Annotated in this window: 18 protein-coding genes; 9 read left to right on the top strand and 9 right to left on the bottom strand. The window is 68.3% G+C overall.

What is annotated here, in order from left to right; all coding sequences use genetic code 11:
* Positions 1–2 precede the first annotated feature (2 nt).
* The 4 genes from B4N89_RS45045 to B4N89_RS45030 form a co-directional block, all read right to left on the bottom strand.
* Positions 3–308: a hypothetical protein gene (locus B4N89_RS45045; RefSeq protein ID WP_078982500.1), complete on the bottom strand. Its 306-nt coding sequence runs from the start codon at positions 306–308 to the stop codon at positions 3–5.
* Positions 305–1,195 (bottom strand): hypothetical protein, encoded by an 891-nt coding sequence (locus B4N89_RS45040; protein ID WP_078982499.1) that lies wholly within the window; start codon positions 1,193–1,195, stop codon positions 305–307. The genes B4N89_RS45045 and B4N89_RS45040 overlap by 4 nt, the downstream gene beginning before the upstream one ends.
* Positions 1,182–2,063 carry a DUF4417 domain-containing protein gene (locus tag B4N89_RS45035; protein WP_235619371.1) on the bottom strand — a complete coding sequence of 294 codons (882 nt, stop codon included), beginning with the start codon at positions 2,061–2,063 and terminating at the stop codon, positions 1,182–1,184. The genes B4N89_RS45040 and B4N89_RS45035 overlap by 14 nt, the downstream gene beginning before the upstream one ends.
* A 236-nt stretch (positions 2,064–2,299) precedes the next feature.
* A complete protein-coding gene (locus tag B4N89_RS45030; RefSeq protein WP_078982497.1) occupies positions 2,300–3,427 on the bottom strand; it encodes a ParB/RepB/Spo0J family partition protein in 1,128 nt (375 codons plus the stop codon).
* 280 nt (positions 3,428–3,707) lie between these two features.
* Between B4N89_RS45030 and B4N89_RS53740 the strand changes: the two genes are divergently transcribed.
* The 3 genes from B4N89_RS53740 (at position 3,708) to B4N89_RS45010 (ending at position 6,852) form a co-directional block, all read left to right on the top strand.
* Positions 3,708–4,777, top strand: a protein-coding gene (locus B4N89_RS53740; RefSeq protein ID WP_422652283.1) for an IS630 family transposase whose coding sequence is annotated in 2 segments (ribosomal slippage) — positions 3,708–4,154 and positions 4,157–4,777 — 1,068 coding nt in all. Because the reading frame shifts where the segments join, the coding sequence is not laid out codon by codon here.
* Between the two features lie 1,261 nt (positions 4,778–6,038).
* Positions 6,039–6,266 carry a hypothetical protein gene (locus tag B4N89_RS45015; protein WP_143658330.1) on the top strand — a complete coding sequence of 76 codons (228 nt, stop codon included), beginning with the start codon at positions 6,039–6,041 and terminating at the stop codon, positions 6,264–6,266.
* Between the two features lie 295 nt (positions 6,267–6,561).
* Positions 6,562–6,852 carry a hypothetical protein gene (locus B4N89_RS45010; protein ID WP_078982494.1) on the top strand — a complete coding sequence of 97 codons (291 nt, stop codon included), beginning with the start codon at positions 6,562–6,564 and terminating at the stop codon, positions 6,850–6,852.
* 1,326 nt (positions 6,853–8,178) lie between these two features.
* Here the strand turns inward: B4N89_RS45010 and B4N89_RS49305 are convergent.
* Positions 8,179–8,559 carry a hypothetical protein gene (locus B4N89_RS49305; protein WP_143658329.1) on the bottom strand — a complete coding sequence of 127 codons (381 nt, stop codon included), beginning with the start codon at positions 8,557–8,559 and terminating at the stop codon, positions 8,179–8,181.
* A gap of 634 nt (positions 8,560–9,193) precedes the next feature.
* Between B4N89_RS49305 and B4N89_RS45005 the strand changes: the two genes are divergently transcribed.
* From B4N89_RS45005 to B4N89_RS44975, 6 genes are all read left to right on the top strand, one after another.
* Positions 9,194–9,589 carry a MazG-like family protein gene (locus B4N89_RS45005; protein ID WP_143658328.1) on the top strand — a complete coding sequence of 132 codons (396 nt, stop codon included), beginning with the start codon at positions 9,194–9,196 and terminating at the stop codon, positions 9,587–9,589.
* A gap of 232 nt (positions 9,590–9,821) precedes the next feature.
* Positions 9,822–10,235, top strand: a complete 414-nt coding sequence (locus tag B4N89_RS45000; RefSeq protein WP_235619370.1) for an HIT family protein — start codon at positions 9,822–9,824, stop codon at positions 10,233–10,235.
* A 14-nt stretch (positions 10,236–10,249) separates the two neighbouring features.
* Positions 10,250–10,717 (top strand): nucleoside 2-deoxyribosyltransferase domain-containing protein, encoded by a 468-nt coding sequence (locus B4N89_RS44995; protein ID WP_078982492.1) that lies wholly within the window; start codon positions 10,250–10,252, stop codon positions 10,715–10,717.
* A 361-nt stretch (positions 10,718–11,078) separates the two neighbouring features.
* Positions 11,079–11,630 (top strand): hypothetical protein, encoded by a 552-nt coding sequence (locus B4N89_RS44990; RefSeq protein WP_078982491.1) that lies wholly within the window; start codon positions 11,079–11,081, stop codon positions 11,628–11,630.
* A 549-nt stretch (positions 11,631–12,179) separates the two neighbouring features.
* On the top strand, positions 12,180–12,680 hold the full coding sequence (locus tag B4N89_RS51050; protein ID WP_101897589.1) for an HIT family protein: 501 nt from the start codon (positions 12,180–12,182) through the stop codon (positions 12,678–12,680).
* A 26-nt stretch (positions 12,681–12,706) separates the two neighbouring features.
* Positions 12,707–12,913: a hypothetical protein gene (locus B4N89_RS44975; protein WP_143658327.1), complete on the top strand. Its 207-nt coding sequence runs from the start codon at positions 12,707–12,709 to the stop codon at positions 12,911–12,913.
* Between the two features lie 403 nt (positions 12,914–13,316).
* Here the strand turns inward: B4N89_RS44975 and B4N89_RS44970 are convergent, their stop codons facing one another.
* From B4N89_RS44970 to B4N89_RS44950, 4 genes are all read right to left on the bottom strand, one after another.
* Positions 13,317–13,604, bottom strand: coding sequence for a hypothetical protein (locus B4N89_RS44970; protein WP_078982487.1), 288 nt, complete (start codon positions 13,602–13,604; stop codon positions 13,317–13,319).
* Between the two features lie 319 nt (positions 13,605–13,923).
* Positions 13,924–15,036, bottom strand: coding sequence for a hypothetical protein (locus tag B4N89_RS44965; protein ID WP_078982486.1), 1,113 nt, complete (start codon positions 15,034–15,036; stop codon positions 13,924–13,926).
* A gap of 2,381 nt (positions 15,037–17,417) precedes the next feature.
* Positions 17,418–18,047: a hypothetical protein gene (locus B4N89_RS44955; protein ID WP_078982484.1), complete on the bottom strand. Its 630-nt coding sequence runs from the start codon at positions 18,045–18,047 to the stop codon at positions 17,418–17,420.
* A gap of 172 nt (positions 18,048–18,219) precedes the next feature.
* On the bottom strand, positions 18,220–18,513 hold the full coding sequence (locus B4N89_RS44950; RefSeq protein ID WP_078982483.1) for a hypothetical protein: 294 nt from the start codon (positions 18,511–18,513) through the stop codon (positions 18,220–18,222).
* Positions 18,514–18,727 lie beyond the last annotated feature (214 nt).

The following is an 18,727-nucleotide window of genomic DNA, read 5'->3' as shown; positions in this document are numbered from 1 at the left end:
GCTCACGCCTCCATGTCGGGCGCCTCCTGCCAAACGGTCCGCGCGAACAACGCGGTTGCCTGGCGCTTATCCACCGGCCGCCGGAACACGTAGTCGACCATGCGACGGAAGACAAGGGTGGAATCATGCCAACCGAGATCACCCGGCCCCACCGCGCCGTAGCGAGTCAGGTGATATCCCAAGGGATGGTGCCCCTGAGCATCAGCACGTTGCTCCGCGTCCGAGCTTCGGACCGCGGCGGCAGCCATCCCCAAGGGCACCTTGATCCGTGTCTGGATCGTGCCCGGATCGAGCGAACTGTCATTCATCCGAAACTTCGCGTGGGCACGCTCGAGCCCTCGAACGCCGCGCAGACACAACGCATGTTCCCATTCGCCGTTCCGATCGGCGGGCACGCCCTGATAGTGCTCGCCGGGCTCAGTGTTCGGCAGGCAGTACCGAAGGCCCCTGTGACGATCTGCATCGGGATTCTGAGCCAGGCGAAAAAGCACGTCCTCGCAAGAAAGGTACGCACGAAGTAAACTATTGTGATACCCAACGATATGGTCATATTCGGGCAATCCAATATCCACCTGCGCGCCCATGGTGGGCCCCGCCACCCCCCGAGCGCAACGACGATCTCACAGACGCGCGCGAGGTTTCGCCAGGTGACCGGTTCGTCGTACATCATGGGCGACACGAGCGTGCCCGTGGCAACCCCATATCCCTCAAGCCGCCAATCATCGGGGCGGTCGGAGAACCCGAACTCCCGTGCTCCGTCGAAGCCGTGCAAGTGCGGGTCCCGCGCGACGCCGGCGTCGTACAGTTCACGCGCGATGTTCATCAAGACCCGATTGTCGTCTGCACAGAACTCAATTCTCACCCCGAACGGACGACCGGTGTCCCTCGCTGCCAGACCCCCGGTGGCATCAACCGCCAGATAGTCGATCGGCCCCGTCGTGCCGTCGAGGTACGCCCTGTCGAAGGCCGCAACATCGCTCGCAAAGCTACTCGTCTCCTCCGGGTCAAGAGGCAACGCCCCCTGCATCAGGGCACGCTCGTGTTCCTCCTCGAGTTCGTCGAGAACATCCTGGGCGGCCGCCCCGTGAACCGCGGCGTTCGGCCTGTGCTCGCCGTCGAACGGAAGGGCGGTGTGCCCGGAAGCGCTCGGTACAATGACGTGAAACTGCTGCTGGATGCGGCTACCCGCGCCCACCGTCCGCCCTCTCGCACCCCTCCACGAGGCTCGCGTAGTGCCGCACGTTCTCGGTGAAGAGGTCCACCGGCAACGATCGACTAAACACCTCACCCTCGGCGGTCAACAGCCGGCCGTGACGCGCCAATTGCAAGGCATGCTGGCTGACCAGGCGGAGCCTGGCCCCGAAGAAGTGCACGAGTTGAGCGAGACGGTCAGCGGTACTCGTGCCCGTGATCACTACCGGTAGATCCTCCGGCAGCGTCGCAGCCAGGAACGCCAGCCCCGGCACAGCGATCTCCTCCCAGTCCGCCGAGGATCGGAACGTCTGGAGATTTACCGCAACCGCCGGAAGCCGGTCCGCATTGCCCTGGCTCCAAACGGCGTAGCGGTGAAGATCCTCCAACCGCAGCCAGTACAAACAGGGCGCCGCAGTCGCTCCCAACGCGGCCAGTTCGCTGGCAACCATCAGATTCCGTCTCATGTTGATCAGGTTTTCCGCCCGCGGCTGGTTTCTGTACACCGATAGGTTCGGGGCCAGGATCAGGTCCCACCCCATGGCGGCGATCTCCTCGGCAAGACCGCGTCTGTGACGGTGGGTCCAATAGGCCTCCACGAGTGCGTCCTCCCCGTATCCAACCAGGACGGCACGCTGCTGCGCCCCCAGCCCCAGAGCGGTGTGCGCGGAGCGCCCACGAAACATCGGCGAGACGCGAAACGACCGAGGACTGACGACGCGCCGCAGGCCGACGGCGTAGGCCGGCCAGAACAGCCGTCCATCGAGCGACGTCACCTTCCCGTCCACTTGCGGAACATACGACGGCAGATCCGGACATTCACCCGAGGCACCGATATCGTCGAACAGGAGCGTTCCGCCGACGTCAGCCATCCAGGCGTGGATGTCGGTCCTCGACCCACAACGAATCGAGCAACCCGCACACGTGTCCGCGTGGTCCACTGCAGATCCCTCGGACGCCGCGCAGGTACAGAACTCGCACGTTGATGAGCACCCCGCGCAAATCGGTTCGGCAGCACTCGGATTGTCCATGTTGAACGGGCAGACTCGACAATCACAGGACGCCGCCGGAGCGAGCGCGGGGCCGAACCGCGGAAAGGGCAAGTCCGTCATGCGACCACGTCGTCTGAAATGAGCTTGCTGTCGATCGCCGTGATCAGCATCTTCAGCGAGCCGCTCTCATTGGGCCCGACAATCTCTCCTCGATGAAGTCCATCGGCAACCGGGCGCAGGGCACGCAAACACTGCCCAACGACGACCCTGTCCATGAACACCCGATGCACCTCGTCGTCGACTCCGCGCCGCCGGTGCCCTTCGGCTCGGGTGCTCAAGGTGACACTGCGGCTGTCGTTGGCTCGACTTCGCAAGGATTGAGCCTCCGACGCCGCTTCCCTCGCCGAAAGCGCAGGATTCGCCACAACTACTCGCGCGGCCGTACCAAGAAGATCCGGTCGGCCAAGTCTCTTCACGGCCTTCCACACCTCGCTGGCATCCTGACGTCGAGTCCGAGCGACCCGGGCGAGTTCGCCTCGGGCATGGAGTGCCACCTGGTGCTCGTCGAGTTCGTTTGACAGCTCGCGAGGTAGCGAGCGGAACGCACTCACCAACTCTCGCGCGCGCCGAGGACTCAACTGCAGCCCAAGCCGCCCCAGGACGACCTCCCACGGAGCCGCGAGCCCTACGTTCGTGCCACGTAGTCGCTCCAATTGCTGGAAGCGCGCGACAGGGTCCGCCGACAGCCGTGACGGCACCGCGAGGCCGGCCTGAACGAGGTTGTCCGCCAGCAGCGCGCTGCGCTCCAGAAGGAGAGCACGAGCAAGTTCCCCCGGTTGGAGATCTTCCCGAGCGAGGTTCTCCACCAACTGCCAAACGCGACGCTCCTCATCGGTTAGAGGCCCTGGGCACACGACGGCAGGGAGTCTCGCGAAGTTGGGGTTCGAGGGCAGGTTGACGGCACCCCAACGCATCGCCCGGAGACGGCGCTCACCCGTGACGAGACGATGAACGACCGCGCCCGTCGCCCCAACCTCCTCGACGAGGACGGCGTGAAGCAAACCGACGGTCGAGATGGAACTGATCAGGTCGGCCAGGCCCTCGCTGGTGGTACTCGCCCCGGGAGCACGCCCCTGAATATCAGTGCGCGCTGCGCCGTCACCGCGGAGAGGCAGAAGTTCGAGCCGTCGTTTCGCGAGGTTCTCCGATCGATGAAGAAGGTAATCCAGGCGCTTATGCCCCATGGTGACCTCTTTTCGAGGGATGGATCCTCGCCGAACCCCACGGAGGGGCGGAGAATCTTCCGGCAGCCTGAGCGGAGCATAGTAGATTGTATATACCTTCATACAAGGGGCAGCGCCGCAACAGCGCTGTTCAACGGTCGCTTCGACAGGCTCGACCTGTAGGCATGTTCGAGCCAGTGCCGGCTCCGGTAGTGGATTGCCCACGCCCCACGCGAGCTCCTACTGAAGTTTTCGTCGTGATGTCGTGGACGGTTGAAGATCCCTGCGCTATGCCGTGGATATGCGGTATGCGCAGGGTAGTGGCTTGACTCCCAAGGAACGCGCGGCTCGGGAGCGGTCGCGGTTGGATGCCGCCGAGCGGTTCGAGCATGGGGAGTCGAACGCGGGGATCGCGTCCGAATTACGGGTGGCGCGTCGATCGGTCGAGCGGTGGCGTCGTGCCTGGCGCGAGGCGGGTGTCGAGGGCCTGCGGTCCGCGGGGCCGGCGTCGCTCCCCAGGCTGGATCCGTCGCAAATGGCGGCGCTGGAAGTGGAGTTGGACCGGGGGCCGAGGGCCCATGGCTGGGAGGATCAGCGCTGGACGCTGATGCGGGTGAAGGCGGTGATCCGACGCCGTTTCGGGGTGACGTACTCGATCCACGGGGTCTGGGAGCTGTTGCGTCGGGCGGGCTGGTCGTGGCAGCAGCCGGCTCGGCGAGCGGTGGAGCGGGACGAGGACGCGGTGCGGGGTTGGGTTCGGGAGACGTGGCCGTCGGTGGAAGCACCGCGGCGGCGCTCGACGCGTGGATCGTCTTCGAGGACGAGGCCGGGATGTCGATGACGCCGCCGCACGCACGCACCTGGGGACGGCGCGGGAGCACACCGGTGGTGCGGGTGCGCGGCGGCTCCCGCGGCCGGGTCTCCATCGCTGCCCTGGCCTGCTACAAACCGGGCGAACGCCCCCGTCTGATCTACCGTCCCCGCCTCCACACCCGCCGTAAAGGCGAACGGCGGAGTTTCGCGTGGAAGGACTACCGCGACCTGGCGGTACGGGCCCACCTGCAGCTGGGAGGCCCGATCGTTCTGGTCTGGGACAATCTGAACACCCATCTCGCGTCCGGATTACGGGAGTACGCCGCCGCCCACGACTGGTTGACGATCCGGCAGTTGCCGAGCTACGCGCCGGACCTGAACCCGGTGGAGGGCATTTGGTCCCTGCTCCGTCGCGGCTTCACTGGGAACGTCGCGTTCACCGACGCCGACCACCTGGTCCGCACGATCAGACAGGGCCTCCGCCACATCCAACGACACCCCCACCTCATCGACGGATGCCTTGCCGAAACCGGACTCGTCATCCGACCAAGGAAATGAACATCCCATTAAGCGACATCACGACGAAAACGTCAGTAACTCGCCAGAGCACCAGTCGCGACGTCGGGGCCAACTATCGCAAGCCTCGCGGTCGTTCTCCGATCCCCCAGCAGGCTTCGAGGTAAGCAACAGTCGGAGCCACAATGCTCCACCCCGCGTCCAACTGCGCAGATACGGCGAACCCCGGGAAAAGGGCGGTCGTGCGCAGAGAGTCGGCAGCGGACGAGGCGGGTTGCGGACCGACTCCGGGGGAGGGGCGCGGCCAGCTTCGGCACTACCGAAGACGCCGAAGAATGGATGTGACCGCCCGAACGTCGAGCGGTGTTCGACGGCCGTACGGTGCAGGACCGACAACACCGAAAGGAGAACCAGTCATGCCCAAGAATGTTGCAACACCGCCGTCCCTGTGGGGATGGCAGCAGGAGTGGGCCACGCTCGGAGTCATCCCGTCGCCCTCCCCCACGATCGAGCGCATCGGTTGGACGGTCCGGATGACCGGTGTGCGCTTCGCGCACCTCGGTCACTGCGACGGTCAGGAGTGCCGGAAGCCGATGTACACCTCGACCGAGGGAGGCGTCGTGGAACTGGGATTCCGGCCGTCCGGCCGAAGCTTCCAACGCCACCACGCTCTCGCACGACCGAACTTCTGCGGAACGTGCCCGAACTGCGGACATCGGCCCGGCAGAGACGACCAATGGGTCGCCAGCCCATGCCGCACCGGTAACCCCGTCTCCGACGTGAACGAGTGCATACGCAAGCAATGGGAGGTGCTGCGCGAGGACTTGGGAGTATCCACGCCGAATATGACGCGCGCGGACCTCCGGCGGCTCAACGCCGACGGCAGGGACTCGCGGGGGAGCAAGCGCGCGCGTCGACGCGTGGAACAACTTCCGTAGTCGTGGCCCGCCTGGTGTCGAGCCGCCCCAGCGCACCCGGAGCGGACAGGACTCGTAGGTAACACCGGAGGACGATCCTCCTCCGACGAGTGCAAGTTCCACCCCAGGCCCCTGGCGGACTGACCCTTCGACCGAGTTGCCGTCCATCAGAAAGGCAAGCGATCCCGGTGAACCCCAACCTACCCGCGCCCCGGATCCAGTCGCGCAATGACCAAATCCAGCGCCTCCGCGCAGCCTTGGACGCCGCAGCACCTCGAGTGCCGACCGATTCAACGGAGGGGCCCGGGGGCATGCCCGCGATGGCGGCCTCGGCCGTCCAGCTTCACACGGCGGCATCGCTGGCACTCGAAGAACTCGAATCCCACATGGCAGAGGATCAAACACTGGCCGACGGTCTCTTCAGCGGCCTCCTCTCCGAGGCGAGTGGATGGGACGAGTCCCCCTACTCCGACGTCACCTACGACGACATCGTGCAGATGCCCGACGCCCAGGCGCTGGAAGCCCTGTCCTCCTTCCTGCCGTCTGATCTCATTGCCCCCGCCAGTGCGGTCCTGCGCCGCCTGGACCCCACCCGCTTTGACGCCCGTACATGACACCGATGCCGACGTTGCGCCACCCTGCGGATTGCCGCCGCACATTCTGCGGACCGCCCGACGACGACCGGGCCGTTCGCGAGTTCGTTACGCCGGTGTTCTGCAGCTCGGAACCTGAGCTCCGAGGCGACCGAACGTCGCGCGTTCGACTGCGACTCTTGGTTGCCCATCGTTGCCAACGCGTTGCCTGCAAGTCCGAGCACAGCCGTACCTCAAACCCCGGCCTCGCGATGACGCCGTGGACGCCAGCCGGATGAAAGCAACAGACCCAGATCGCATGGAAGGAGAAAGTGCCGTGACAAATGAATCCGACCTTGAGTTGTTCCTTGAGGACCTGCGCCGCTTTCTGGACGAGGCTCGGGCGTTCCAAATCATGGACGACAACCTCGCACGTCTTCGACTGCACGACCCGGACACTGCACTGCTCACGGTCGGCTTCCTTGACGCACACTGTGATCCCCGCCTGAGCGACGAACAGGCTGCGGGACACGAGGCGTACGTCAACGCCAAGCACGCCCAGGGCCGTCTGGACCTGTGGACGTCCCTCTTCGAAGGCACCGTCGAAAGCGGCGTCGATACCGAATAGTTCCCGTAGCAGTTCCTTGAACTGATCGGGACGACCCGGGTGTCATACTTTCGCGGGGTCGGTCGGAGGTTCGGGTGGACCGATCCCGCACTGAGCCAAATACCGGTGGCGGCGAGTTCGATCGGTCACCGGGCTGTCCTCGCCGAGGGTCATCGGCAAGCAGGAATCGATTCGAGGCTGCGGGCCGTGTACGCGGTCGCCTTTGACCGAGATTACCTCGGCACTCCCGGGGCCCACCTGCGTCATGCTCGACGAACTTCACCAGTTGCCTCTCAACACACTGCCGAACCATCCAGGACCCGTACCGACCAGGCCCATCGAACGAGACGGGCTCGTTCTCGACACTACTTACGACCGTCATGAGAGCCCAAGTGTCGCGTCACCTGCCGATTCGCCTTCTTGCAGAAGCATCCGCGTTGTCCTCAGCCCACACGTTGACCGCCGGGAGAGCGAACAGACCCACCAAGGCGACGTTGAGGACCGGGTGACAACGCGGCCTCTGCGTTGCAGAGCACAACGCTCGACCTCCCAACGAGGTGCGGAGAATCGTCCCCCAGGACACTGGCAACCGACGACATCAATCGTCTGTGCCGGACCGTTTGACTCGGGTCTTGCGCGAATCACGCCAGATGACGGGCCGGAACGTAGTCTTATACGCCGCGCTTCACCACGCGGACGCCTCCTACTTCATGGTCATGCGGTAAACGAGGTCTGCGGCCCCTGTCGAGCGCCACGTGCCCGACACCCGCGGTCTCCCGCAACGACGTGGTCACCATTGTGTACGCCAACCTTGCCGCCGCAGGTGTCGGCAGGACCCGGAGGCCACCCTGATTCTCCTCGCCGGTCCCATCGACGCCGGATGCCCAGGGGCTGTGGCGGCCGCGGGCAGGAGGTCCCAGTCGATGGGGCTGCGGTATCGGCCGGACGCGAAGACCTCGGCCCCCAGACCGCCAGCGCGGTGCCAGGGCCTTCGCGATCCTGCGATAAGAAGACTCAGCTCGCGCGTTCGGGCGCCACGAAGGCGGCCTGTGGGCCGCACGGTCTTCGGCGCCGCTTCGTGTTAACCCGCTGAATATGGGCGCGCCGGACGAGTTCGCCACCGGTCGCGTTCACTGCGGTGCGTTTGCGGCGACCCGAGACGAGGGATGGGGCCGATTGTCGCCCACGTGTTCATGCTCCGCGCGCGACTGGTTCGGGACCCTTCCCGGTTCCGAACGGCGCGGGGGAGGGGGCGATCCTGCCTCAAGGCAGCCCATGACGGTTCGTCACGAGCCGGCGAGAGTTACTACGCCGCGCCGGCCGTGACGTACCGCTATGACCCCGTGGTCAGCGCTCGAACTCGAATACCCCCCACAGATCCCGGCCGCCTCTCAACTTGTGGATGATGATGGCGTGCGATGCACCGCGTCCTTCCTTGGTCAGGCTTTTTGCGTATTCGTCCTGTAGCTTCCGAGCCTCTGTGAGGCTGTAGCAGATCCTCAGTGGCACAGGGCTGTCCGAAGTCAGCTTGAGAACGCGTACGTAAAATCCGCCCTTTTTCCTCTGGATGGCTATTGCGTGAGTCCGGAAATGCTCGGTGTTCGACAAAAGCCGCAGATATGCCCTGCGCCACGCTTCCGCATCTTCAAGACGGTCGCAGATTGCCATAGGCTCCTTGTTCTCAAGGACCAATGTCGCATCGATTGCATCCTTCCTCGATTTCTCCATTCGAGCCGAGTTTCCCCTTTTGACGACGTCCCGGAGGCTCCAATCTAAGGGAAATTCAGGAGCTCGGTGATCGACCCTCCCCCTTCCCGGGAGCAGGCAGGACGGGGAGGGGTTACCTCCGGGTCGGGCGCCGCTAAAGCGGACCTGCCCGGTCCGGGGAAGGGTTGAGTCCAAACCCTTGTGCCGCTGCGCGAGCGATAGAGTCGGCACGCAACGAATAGGAACAACACTTGCGAGAAGCCAAAAAGGAGCAGCCGGAAGGACGGGGAGCGACGCCACAAGCCCGCCCCCTTCTCTGGAGGCTCTCACGGTATTTGGCCCTCGGCGATCCTTAATGCCCCCCGTTCACGGTCCGAGACAGCCGAGCTTCGATAAAACAGGAGATTAGCGACGTGGAACAGTCGGACATCGAGTCCTTCCTCGACGGAGTGACAGCGAGGATCGCGCGCGCCGCCAAGGACCCGAGATACGCGGCCGAACTGAAGCGCGCGGCGGATGCCGCCCTTCTCGACGAAGAGGATTTACCACCAGGGCATTCCGGACCGAGTGATCAGCGCGGGCACTGGACCACCGTAACTCGCCAGGGACGCCAACCTGACCGGCCTACGGGCCTTAATCGCTGTGGAGAGTCATCGTGGACACAAAGATGTGGGTAGACATCCAAGAGCTTCGAAGAATGCTCGACGCACACCATGCCGCAGCCGGATTGGTCGTACTGCCGCATCGCTTGCTGAAGGTCAACGAAGAACTGGGGGAGCTGGTCCAGGCGTACCTGGGCGTGATAGGTGCGAACCCGAGGAAGGGTGTGACGCACACACAGGAGGACCTCGTGTCGGAGGCGTGCGATGTCGCTACCACCGCTCTCGTGCTCCTCGCGACAGTGTCACCGGATCCGGAGGGCGCGCTTCGCAGAAGCATCGAGCGCGTGGTGAGGCGCGCACTCTCCGAGGTGGCCGAAATACCTGACGGCACCGACGCCGGCGGACCCGCAGTCCAGTGGGACGGCGACGCCCGCAGCGATCGACCGTGACTCGTGCGCGTCCGGACTGTTCCGGTCGGACGGTCCGGACGCCTCACACGGGTTCCCACCGGTCCGGCCTTCGCCATCGGCACCGCGCAGACGTGACGGACCCTTCCCCGGCGGGCCGCGGGCGGGTTCGGGGGAGGGTGTTTGCGGTGTCTGGTGGGTCGGGTGGTGCTGTCAGGGTGGGTGAGTGGTCGGGCGTCGGGCACGCCCCGGGCGACGCCCAACCACGTCACCATTGGTCGGCCCCTTCCCATCGTTCTCGAAGGAGTCCCGCGTGAATTGCGTCTTTTGCTCCATCGTCACCGGCACGGCGCCGGCATGCATCGTGCGTGAATGGCCCGACGCGCTCGCGATCCGTCCGTGCAGCGGCGGAGTTACTGAAGGACACATCCTCGTGTTGTCGCGTGACCATGTCGCGGACGCCGGTACCGATCCGGAGGTGACCGCCCTCGTGATGCGCCGAGCCGCCGAACTGCTGGCTGAACTCCCCGCCGGGAACTTGCTCACCTCGAAGGGCCGGGCGGCGACCCAGAGCGTTTTTCACCTCCACGTCCATGTCGTCCCCCGCCGAACCGGCGACGGGTTGCCTTTGCCCTGGACCCCCCAGCAGACCGCCCGCGCCGCCGCGTTGAACGGATCCCACTCGTGACCGTCACTGTGGTCATGGCTCGCGAACGGCTGCCCTTGGACGGCCCGTCCGTGTTCCTCGCCGGACCGACACCGGACAGGAGCGCACCCGTCCCGTCGTGGCGGCCCGCCGCCGTCGACGCCCTCGCCGCCCGCTGGACGGGCGATCGGCCGCTGACCGTCCTGAACCCGGAATCCCGGGGAGGCATGCGCGCCGTCCGCTATGAGGACCAGGTCGACTGGGAAACCGACGCCCGCGCCGCAGCCGGGGCGATCCTCTTCTGGGTTCCCCGCGACCTGAAGACTCTCCCCGGCATGACGACCAACGTGGAATTCGGTTTGGACGTCAGCTCCGGCCGTGTGGTCCTCGGTTGCCCCCCCGATTGCCCCAACCCCGAGCGAAACCGCTACCTGATCTACGTGGCTGGGCGATTCGGCGTGCCCGTCCTCACCACCCTCGACGCTGCCGCAGCCGCCGCCCTCTCCCTCATCACCGCCGGGTAGACAGATGCCGACGGGCGCGTTCGCCCGGGACCGTCGCCGTGGTGTGGCCGAATCCGCGAACCCGCACCTACCCGGACCGCTCGCCCCCGGCGGTCCGGGCACCGGGCGCCTTTCCGTACAGCACACCCGCGTGCTCATCCCCGATGCCGCAAGTGTCATCACGCCGGCGGATCGCCCTTCCCGGGGGGGTGGGTTCGGGGGAGGGGCTCGGGTGGTAATCCGGGTCTTCCGACGGGGCCAAGGTGGTTGAGGGCCGCTCGATGTGGCCACGGGTGGGGTGTTCCGCCCAGTCGGAGAACGCGGTTTGGCTTCTGGCGCCGCACGGATGGGAGATCGATCGATGCCCGGTTCAGGAGAGATCGTGACGAACGTCGAGCAGGCACCGGAGCCCGAGAAGGCATACGTGCTGGCACCTGCCGGCGACGTTGGCATCGGCACCCGGTATCTGACCAACAGGCAGGACGTCGATGCCGGCGCGGACCCGGTATACGCGGCGGTTTGGGCGACGCGGTACGTCTGTGACAGTCCGCCCAGCAATCCGTGGGGTCACTATGTGATCCGTCTGGCGGATGGGTCTCGCGTCGAACTGACCACGCAAACGACCCACCCTGTGCATCCGGAAGTCCGGGACGCGGATCAGCCCCCGGGGCGGGGCGTGTGGATCACCAATGAACCAGAGGATGCCGGACACGCGGAGTGGGTGACCCACGCACGGCCGGCGGGAGTTGCCACCACAACCCGGTATGCGGTCGGCAACCACGAATACACGCTTCTTGAATGGAGTGACGCCGACGGTGCCGCGTATTACGTGCGGCGCGAGACCGACGGCGAACGCTGGTACAGCCCGCTGCTGTGGTCCTCCACCCATGCGGCGCGAACGTGGTACGCGATTGTCGAGGGGTACGGCTGGTGACAGACCCGAGAAGTCGACTGTCGGCTGTGCCCCCGCGCCTGCACCGGCGCTACCGGGGCAACGTGGTGCATGCGTTGCCACCGGGCTACGAGAATCGGACGGAATCGACCCGTACATCGGCTCTGTGCGGGGTGTTCGTGGACGTCGGCACCGTCACGGCCCCCGTGCGCGACGACTTCAACGAAGCGGTCGCCACGTGGCGCCCCTACGTCTACCGGCGCAGCCGCCGACGGCGACGCTATCCGGGAAGTCGGTTCGGTCGACGTCTGCTGCGCGAGGCGCGAAGAGAGTCGCTGGATCGGCGGGTCTGCCGTCGGTGCCGCGCCCGGGTTCGGGAACTGACACATCCGAGATGGCGCCCGCCCGCCGACTGATTCGGACGCCGAAGGCGTGGGGCGGTCCCCACGGCTTCGGCGCGGTCGTTGCCCCTCCCGGTGTCGGCGGTTTCGGGGATGGGTTCCGGTGGGCGTGGGGTGGCTCCGAGGGCTCCTACGCTGGTCGGGCAAGTCTCCCTTGGGCCTGAACAGCCCATCTCTGTAAAGGATTTCGATGTCTCGTACGTTGCCGCCGCTGCCGGGTGACCCGTTGTCGGCTCTGTTGGGTGGTCCGGGTGGTCCGTCGATGCCGGGTTCGGGCGGCCCGGGTGCCGTGTCGGATTCTTGTCTGTTCTGTCGTCCGGGAGCGCCGGACAACGAACTCGTGCGGACTGCCCCGGAGATCGGCGCGGGGTGTTATGTGCGTCGCGACAACTTCCCGGCCTTCGTTGGGCACGTGGAGATCGTTCCGTACCGGCACGTTGAGCGTTTGTCGGATCTGACCGCACAGGAGTGGGCGGGTATGGGAGAACTACTCAAGTTCATCGCCGACGAGTGCTTTCCCGAGCACTGCGACACGAACGCCTACAACGTGGGCGGGAACGTGGGCGTGCCGGCGGGGCAGTCGCAGCCGCACGCGCACTTGCACGTGATCCCGCGACGTGCCGGTGACGTCGCGGATCCGCTCGGGGGCATTCGTGCGGCGTTCCCCAATTTCGCCCCGCACACGTGGTGACGCCTCCCGAGGACTCGAGCGGGTACGTGCGCTACTTCGTCGTCTGGTTGTGTTCGCTGGTGGCGACGCTCGTTGTCGTGGTCGTCGCTCGGGCATCCGATCCGGTCGTGGCAGTGGCCTCTCTGACGGTTTTCACGTGCCTCTTCGCCATCGTGGCCGGCGCGTTCCGGTCCGGCGTGTGGACGGTCGTCGGGATAACCGTGGTGTTCGTGGCGCTTGCCCTTCTGCGGTGACGCGTCCCACGGTTCGGGCGTACGTCGTCCGTTCGTGACGTCCGGTTGCCCCGTGCTCCAAACCTGTGTGGGTTGGGTACGGGGCATCCGTTCATCAAGGTGTGTCGCCGAATTAGGGCATTCGGTTGGATTGTGCTGCCCCCTCCCTGGTGGTGCCGCGGTGGGTTCCGGGGGAGGGCTTCAGGCAGCACGTGGGGGGTGGGCGTCGGTGTCAAGGTGGTGGAGTGGTCGGGCGTCGCTTTCCCCCGGGCGGCGCCCGGCCACCCATTCCCGCCCATCGGGGATGTGCGTGCGTGTTCCCAGTGACGGACGGGCTCCCTTGTGCGATTGCGAAGGCGTCGGATGAGCGGCCGATTCTTGTCTTTGCCGTGGTCGGCGTGCGCTTCGTCGGGGTGACGGTGCCTCAGTCGGAATCCGGCGGTGCCGGCCACAGCAGCCGGGGGTGGCCGTAGCGGTGTCGTGCGGCGTCCGCGCCGATGCCCAGCGCTCGGCCGATGTCCGCCCAGGTCGCCCCGGCCGTTCGGTCGGCGAGCCGCGCAGCGCACCAGTTCGTCCACCAGATGCCGGAACCCAGCGACGGCCCCGCAATGGATTCCCGCTGCGCTGCCGCGATCTGCCGGTGGGTCAGATCGGGAAGCATCTCGTCCAGGGCGAGGGCGAGCGCTTGGAGGTGCGAGCCGATGTCAAGCATTGCGGCGCGCGAAAGGACGGCCGCTCGGGCGCGTCGACGCGCCCGGTAGGCGGCGTGCCAGCAGGTGCGCGGGCACCGCGTTCGGGCCGGTGTTCGTCCGGCCGTGACTTCGGATGGCGCCCGGTCGCGTAGCGCGCGCTGTCGCCGAGGTTGCGCTCGGTACCCGTACCGGTGCCCGGGCGGGTGACGCGTTCCTCCGACGTCCTGTCGGCCCAGGGCGACGAAGTCGGTCCCCGCGGTCGCTGGCCGTGTGTCCGCGGTTCGGCGACGTGTCCGCCCCGGTGTGTGTGTCCGGGTGTTGCGTGGTGGCGCGTGTGGGTCAGCCGGTCACACCGTCGCGGTGGCAGTGCACGGCCATGGTGACGGTGCCGGGCATCCCGCGCAGGGGGGTCGGGGCGGGTTCGGCGTCGTCGGCGACGATGCCCACCGCGCGTAGGACGGCGTGGACGCGGCGGGCGAACTCCTCGTCGCCGGTGACTTCGACGCGGGCGGTGCCGGGGCCCGTGGTCAGCCACGCGCGCGCGGTGTCGTCGAGTTCGGGCAGGGAGGCCATGCGCATGGTCGCCACGAACAGGCGGTCCGCGCGGCCGGGGGACAGACAGGCGGGCACCCGTGTGCCGTCGCGGGTGACGACACCGCGCCACGCCGGCAGACGCTGGGCGAGGGCGTCGCCGTCGACGTATCGGCACGCGGCCGGGCCGTCGCCCGTCCATTCCCGGATCGCGGCGGCGTCCTCGGCGCGCCACACGATCAGTCGGCGGCCGCCGAGCCGGCGCGTGAGCTGGCGGGCGGCCTTGTCCAGCGGGACGGCGTCGTTCGGGACCTCGTCGGTCGAACGGGGGCTGGCGAGACGGATGGTGGTGCGGACCAGGGTCGCGCCGGTGTGGTCGACGGCGGTCACCAGGACGTAGGGCGGTCGGCGCCGGCGGCCGGCTTCGGTGCGGCTGCGGGGCCCGTAGCGCAGGTGGGCCCATGCGCTGGTCGGGTCGGCGACGACCCGGCGCGCCCATGCGCTCTCGGCCGCGCGTCGGGTGACGGCCTCGCGCTGGGCGGTCCGGATCGTGGCGACCTTCGCGCACGCCGGGCACAAGCGGCGGCGGCCGTGTCGCGGGTGGACGGCGAGGACGCGTTCGCTGTGGGCGCCGCACGTGTCGCATGTGTGGGTGCGGTCGACATCGGCGGCGAGCAGCCGCGCGGCCCCGGTCGTGGTCGGCGTCGAATGGGTGGCGTCGTGGAGGTCCAACAGGGTGTCGCCGCCGCGGAAGTCGGAGCCCCACACGCGTGCCACGACGCGCGGCGAGGGTTTGCGGGGCATGTCGAGGTCCGCGTGCTGGGTCCGGGTCATCCACCGGGGGTCGGGCACGTCGTCCCACGTGTCGTAGGTGGGGACGCGGGTCTCCGGGTCGGCGGGCGAAGCGGTGGTGTCGGTCATGTGGGTCGTCACGTCCTTCGGTCGGGATCGGTGCGGGGCCGGGGCGCGAAGTCGTCGCCGTGGCCGTGGTGTTCGTGGAGCGTGTCCGGATGTGCGGGTACGCGTCACGCCGACGTCGGCCGCACGACGCGGCTGTACCGCACGATCGCACGGGGCGCACACCCTCGACACGCACACACGCACACACGCACACACGCACACACGCACAACCGTCGATTCGTAGACACCGACGTGCACGGCGCACACTGATAGGCACGGCCGCGCAGGCACGGCGCCTGGGACACGAGGGCACGGTCTCGTACGTGCAGGACGTGGGCGTCGACGCACGACGCCCGGGCGGTTGTGCCGCGGCGATCACGCACGGCAGGGTGAGCGGCGCGATCGGAACGGCCCGGCGGTCACGACACCTCGAACGGCACGGCCGAGACCCGAACGGTTCGAGGGCCTGGGATTCGTTTCTCGAAGTTCTCCCGAAGCCGTCCGTAACCGTCGATGCCCCCGGTCCGCCGTCCGCGCGGTCCCCGGCACCATTTCGCGCGAGGTGGTGGGATGGGTTCAGGACTGGTCCGCGGTGACGTGCCGCAGGTCCAGCAGGCAGTGTCCTCCGGCGGCGGATTCGCAGGCCGCCGACGCGAGGTGGATACCGCACACGAAGGTCCAGGCGCCGGATGTACCGGCGACGCGTATGCGCCATACGACTCGGCGTGGGCAGGGACTGGTCTTGCCTCCGTCGCAGTCCGGCGCCTGGTCCGTGGCGTCGGGGGCGGCCGCGGGCCCGCCGACGCGCGGCGCCGGCGCGTTGCCCTGGCCGCGGACCGGGCGCCGGCGGCGTGCGGGAGTTCGCCACTTGCCGTTTCGACCGTGTCCGGGCTTGCGTACTCCCGATCGGTTGCCTCGCCGGCGTCGTGCTCTCGTCCGACGCGGACCCGCCGTTCGTGAGGTTCCCGGCGTGTGTGGGAACGTCTGCGTCTGGGAAAGCCCGTACCGAACCGCCCGGCTCGCCGTGAGCCAGCTGCGGCGCGAGGGACCCGCGCGGTGGTCATGGTTCTCCCTGTCGATCGATGGGACGTCTCGGTCGTCGTCGGATTCCCGGCCAGCACGAGCTGCTTGCTCGCGCGTCCGGGCGGCGCGCGGACGGTCTTTCGTGCGCGGCCGGTCGACGACATGTCCAGCTGCCGACGGGACGGGCGAAGCGGAACGCCGGCACAGGCCAGGCCGTGTTCGGGCCGGAGGCGATGACGCCGCCACACACACATGTCGTGCGTGTGCCGCACTGCCGGATTGTGCGTGCGCACGCTCGGGTCGTGGATGCGTCCTCGTGCTGGGGACCCGTCGTATGCGGCCCTCAGTACGCGCGGGACTCGTCGCACGGCCGTTCCGCGCACGCGGATGGGCGTGCGTGCAAGGGATGTTGGGCGCGTGGGCCGGAGTGCTGTCGAGACGCGGGTCGGACCCGACGCACACACGCCTCGGGCGTCCGGTGCGACCTGCCGCGCACGCACGCGCCCACCTCCTCCGGCACGACACGGTGCGGCCGTCACAGCCGGAACACCCGACGGCCGCCGCTACGCGTCGTCACGGCACGCCGGGACGGCTCCGGCCCCGATATCCCGGCGCCGGCCCCCGATGAACCCGCCGACTCCGCCCGGGCGTTCGGCCCGCTTGCGCCTGCCGTACCGCCGGGCGGTCTCGATCTTCCCGGTAGGTCGCACTGCCGGGAAACCCGTAGGCCCGCGGGCTGGTGCGCGTCGGTCACGCGTTTTGCCGGACCGGCCGGGCACCGCGGTGCCTGCCGGCGGGCCCGGGGACGCGGGGAAGCGACCGCCGGGCCCGGCGGGTGCGGATCACGTGGGAGGATTCACCCCCGCACGACCGGCCGCGACCGTGCGTGCGTCACACCGGCCGACAGGCCGGCGCCCACGGATCCGCCGCAGGGAACGCGCGGCACGGCCTGGGGGCGCACCACGCATGTGGTCGATGCCGAGCCGTGCGTGTGCACCGCGGTCGCGCGGAACACGCGCACCGGCCCGGAAGGGGGAACCGGCGCATCCCGGACCCGAGTTCGGCGACGGCCGCGTTCGGCCGCGTTCGGCCGCGTTCGGCCGCGTTCGGCCGCGTTCGGCCGCGTTCGGCCGCGTTCGGTGGCGTTCGGCGTACGGTCGTCGCGCCGTCCACCCACCGGGTGGACGGGTGCCGCCGCTGTGACGACCGTGCCCGGACCGGGCGCGTCGCCGCGCCCGGCGTGTCGTGCCGCCGTCACGCGATCCGTGGCGGGTGCCCGCGCCCGGGTTCGCCGGGGCGCCGATCGCCCCCCATCCGGGCGTCGTCCACGTTCGGATCCCGGCCTGTGACGTCGTGTCGCGGCCGGGCGACGCCCACGGTCACCACAGTTCGGACAGGAACGCCCGCGATTGGAGGATGCCCCGGTACACGTCGGCGTGTTCGCGGGTGGCGCCCGTCGCCGGGAGAGGTCGGATGGCCAACGGCCGTGCGCGGGAGAGGTCGAGGGCCAGGCGCCCGGTGGCGGGGTCGACGCCGACGCGGTACGAGTCGGGCGCCAGCCACACCGTGTACCAGGGTTCCGCGGGCGCGTTCGGGGGCGGGCCGTGGGGATCCTCGCGCGCCCAGGCGACGCAGTGACATCGCCGGTCGCCGCAGGGGTCCCGGACGGAAGCGGGGCGTGAGGCACGGTAGTGCGTGAACACTCCCGCCAACATGGGACACCCCCGGGTCGAATAGTGCGCGCATACCGGGTGCATCCCCGGTTCGCGAATCCACCCGTCGACGAAATCGCGGGGGCGGGCGAGTGCGACGATCCGAGCATCCAGCGGACGCAGACAGATCTGACACAGGCGGCGGATCAGCGCCTTGCGGGCGCGGCGGTGGTCGATCATGCCGAGGACGGCGGTGCCGTCGCGGTGGCGCACGCTGATGCCGGGCACCACCAACCCGGCCCGGGTCCTGGGCAGATCGGCGAGTTCCGTCGGTACGGGGGGCGCAGTGAAGCTCATGGTCGGGGTGCCTCTCGTGTTCTCGACCACGCGGACGGGGTAATTCCGGCGGCATCCGCCACCTGCGAGCGGTTGCGAACCGCCTTCGGGACCGGGCACATTCCGCAGGGGCGTCCCACGGCCGCCCGTCCGGGCCGCGACCGGGCCACCGGCCCGGCGGCGGTGTTCGCGCTCACGCCGAGGTCCCGAAGTGGCGGTGGGCGGCGTCGTGGTGCCCGTTGGCGATCAGCCACGCGCGAGCCTGCGCCCCGGTGACACCCCGGTACCCGTACACGGCATCGGTTCCGGTCTCGGTGGTGCCCGGATCCACTCGCCGGTGTCCGCGCGCCACAGGTCGTTCACGCCGGGGGCGGGATTGTCGTCCCCCTTGCCCCGGGCCCTCGAAGTACTCGGTGCCGGGCAGGTCGGACTCGAACGCGCCGTGCAGGACGTGACCGTCGCACACGACGGTGTAGGGAATCATCATCACGAACTCCTTGTCGATCGGGCGAAGAAGGATGCGGAACGGGATCCGCGGGTGCGGGTGCGGGTGCGGGGAGGGTGACGGTGCGGTCGTTCCACGGCGTCGCGACGACGGGGGCGCCCGCGCCCGCGACACCTCGGCACGCCGGCGCCGGGTGCACATGTACGCCGTCCACCGCAATCACGGCGTGGAAGGCCATGCCCGAAGGGGCTTCGTG

It is taken from the genome of Embleya scabrispora (genome assembly GCF_002024165.1).
In the GTDB taxonomy this organism is placed as follows: domain Bacteria; phylum Actinomycetota; class Actinomycetes; order Streptomycetales; family Streptomycetaceae; genus Embleya; species Embleya scabrispora_A.
This window is presented reverse-complemented; position numbering and strand designations above follow the sequence as displayed.

Excerpts from the sequence above, each read along its gene's own strand:
- B4N89_RS45045 (WP_078982500.1), bottom strand. The coding sequence starts at position 308 with ATGAATGACAGTTCGCTCGATCCGGGCACGATCCAGACACGGATCAAG.
- B4N89_RS45035 (WP_235619371.1), bottom strand. The coding sequence starts at position 2,063 with ATGGCTGACGTCGGCGGAACGCTCCTGTTCGACGATATCGGTGCCTCG.
- B4N89_RS45030 (WP_078982497.1), bottom strand. The coding sequence starts at position 3,427 with ATGGGGCATAAGCGCCTGGATTACCTTCTTCATCGATCGGAGAACCTC.
- B4N89_RS45015 (WP_143658330.1), top strand. The coding sequence starts at position 6,039 with ATGGCAGAGGATCAAACACTGGCCGACGGTCTCTTCAGCGGCCTCCTC.
- B4N89_RS49305 (WP_143658329.1), bottom strand. The coding sequence starts at position 8,559 with ATGGAGAAATCGAGGAAGGATGCAATCGATGCGACATTGGTCCTTGAG.
- B4N89_RS44995 (WP_078982492.1), top strand. The coding sequence starts at position 10,250 with ATGGCTCGCGAACGGCTGCCCTTGGACGGCCCGTCCGTGTTCCTCGCC.
- B4N89_RS51050 (WP_101897589.1), top strand. The coding sequence starts at position 12,180 with ATGTCTCGTACGTTGCCGCCGCTGCCGGGTGACCCGTTGTCGGCTCTG.
- B4N89_RS44970 (WP_078982487.1), bottom strand. The coding sequence starts at position 13,604 with ATGCTTGACATCGGCTCGCACCTCCAAGCGCTCGCCCTCGCCCTGGAC.
- B4N89_RS44965 (WP_078982486.1), bottom strand. The coding sequence starts at position 15,036 with ATGACCGACACCACCGCTTCGCCCGCCGACCCGGAGACCCGCGTCCCC.
- B4N89_RS44955 (WP_078982484.1), bottom strand. The coding sequence starts at position 18,047 with ATGAGCTTCACTGCGCCCCCCGTACCGACGGAACTCGCCGATCTGCCC.
- B4N89_RS44950 (WP_078982483.1), bottom strand. The coding sequence starts at position 18,513 with ATGATGATTCCCTACACCGTCGTGTGCGACGGTCACGTCCTGCACGGC.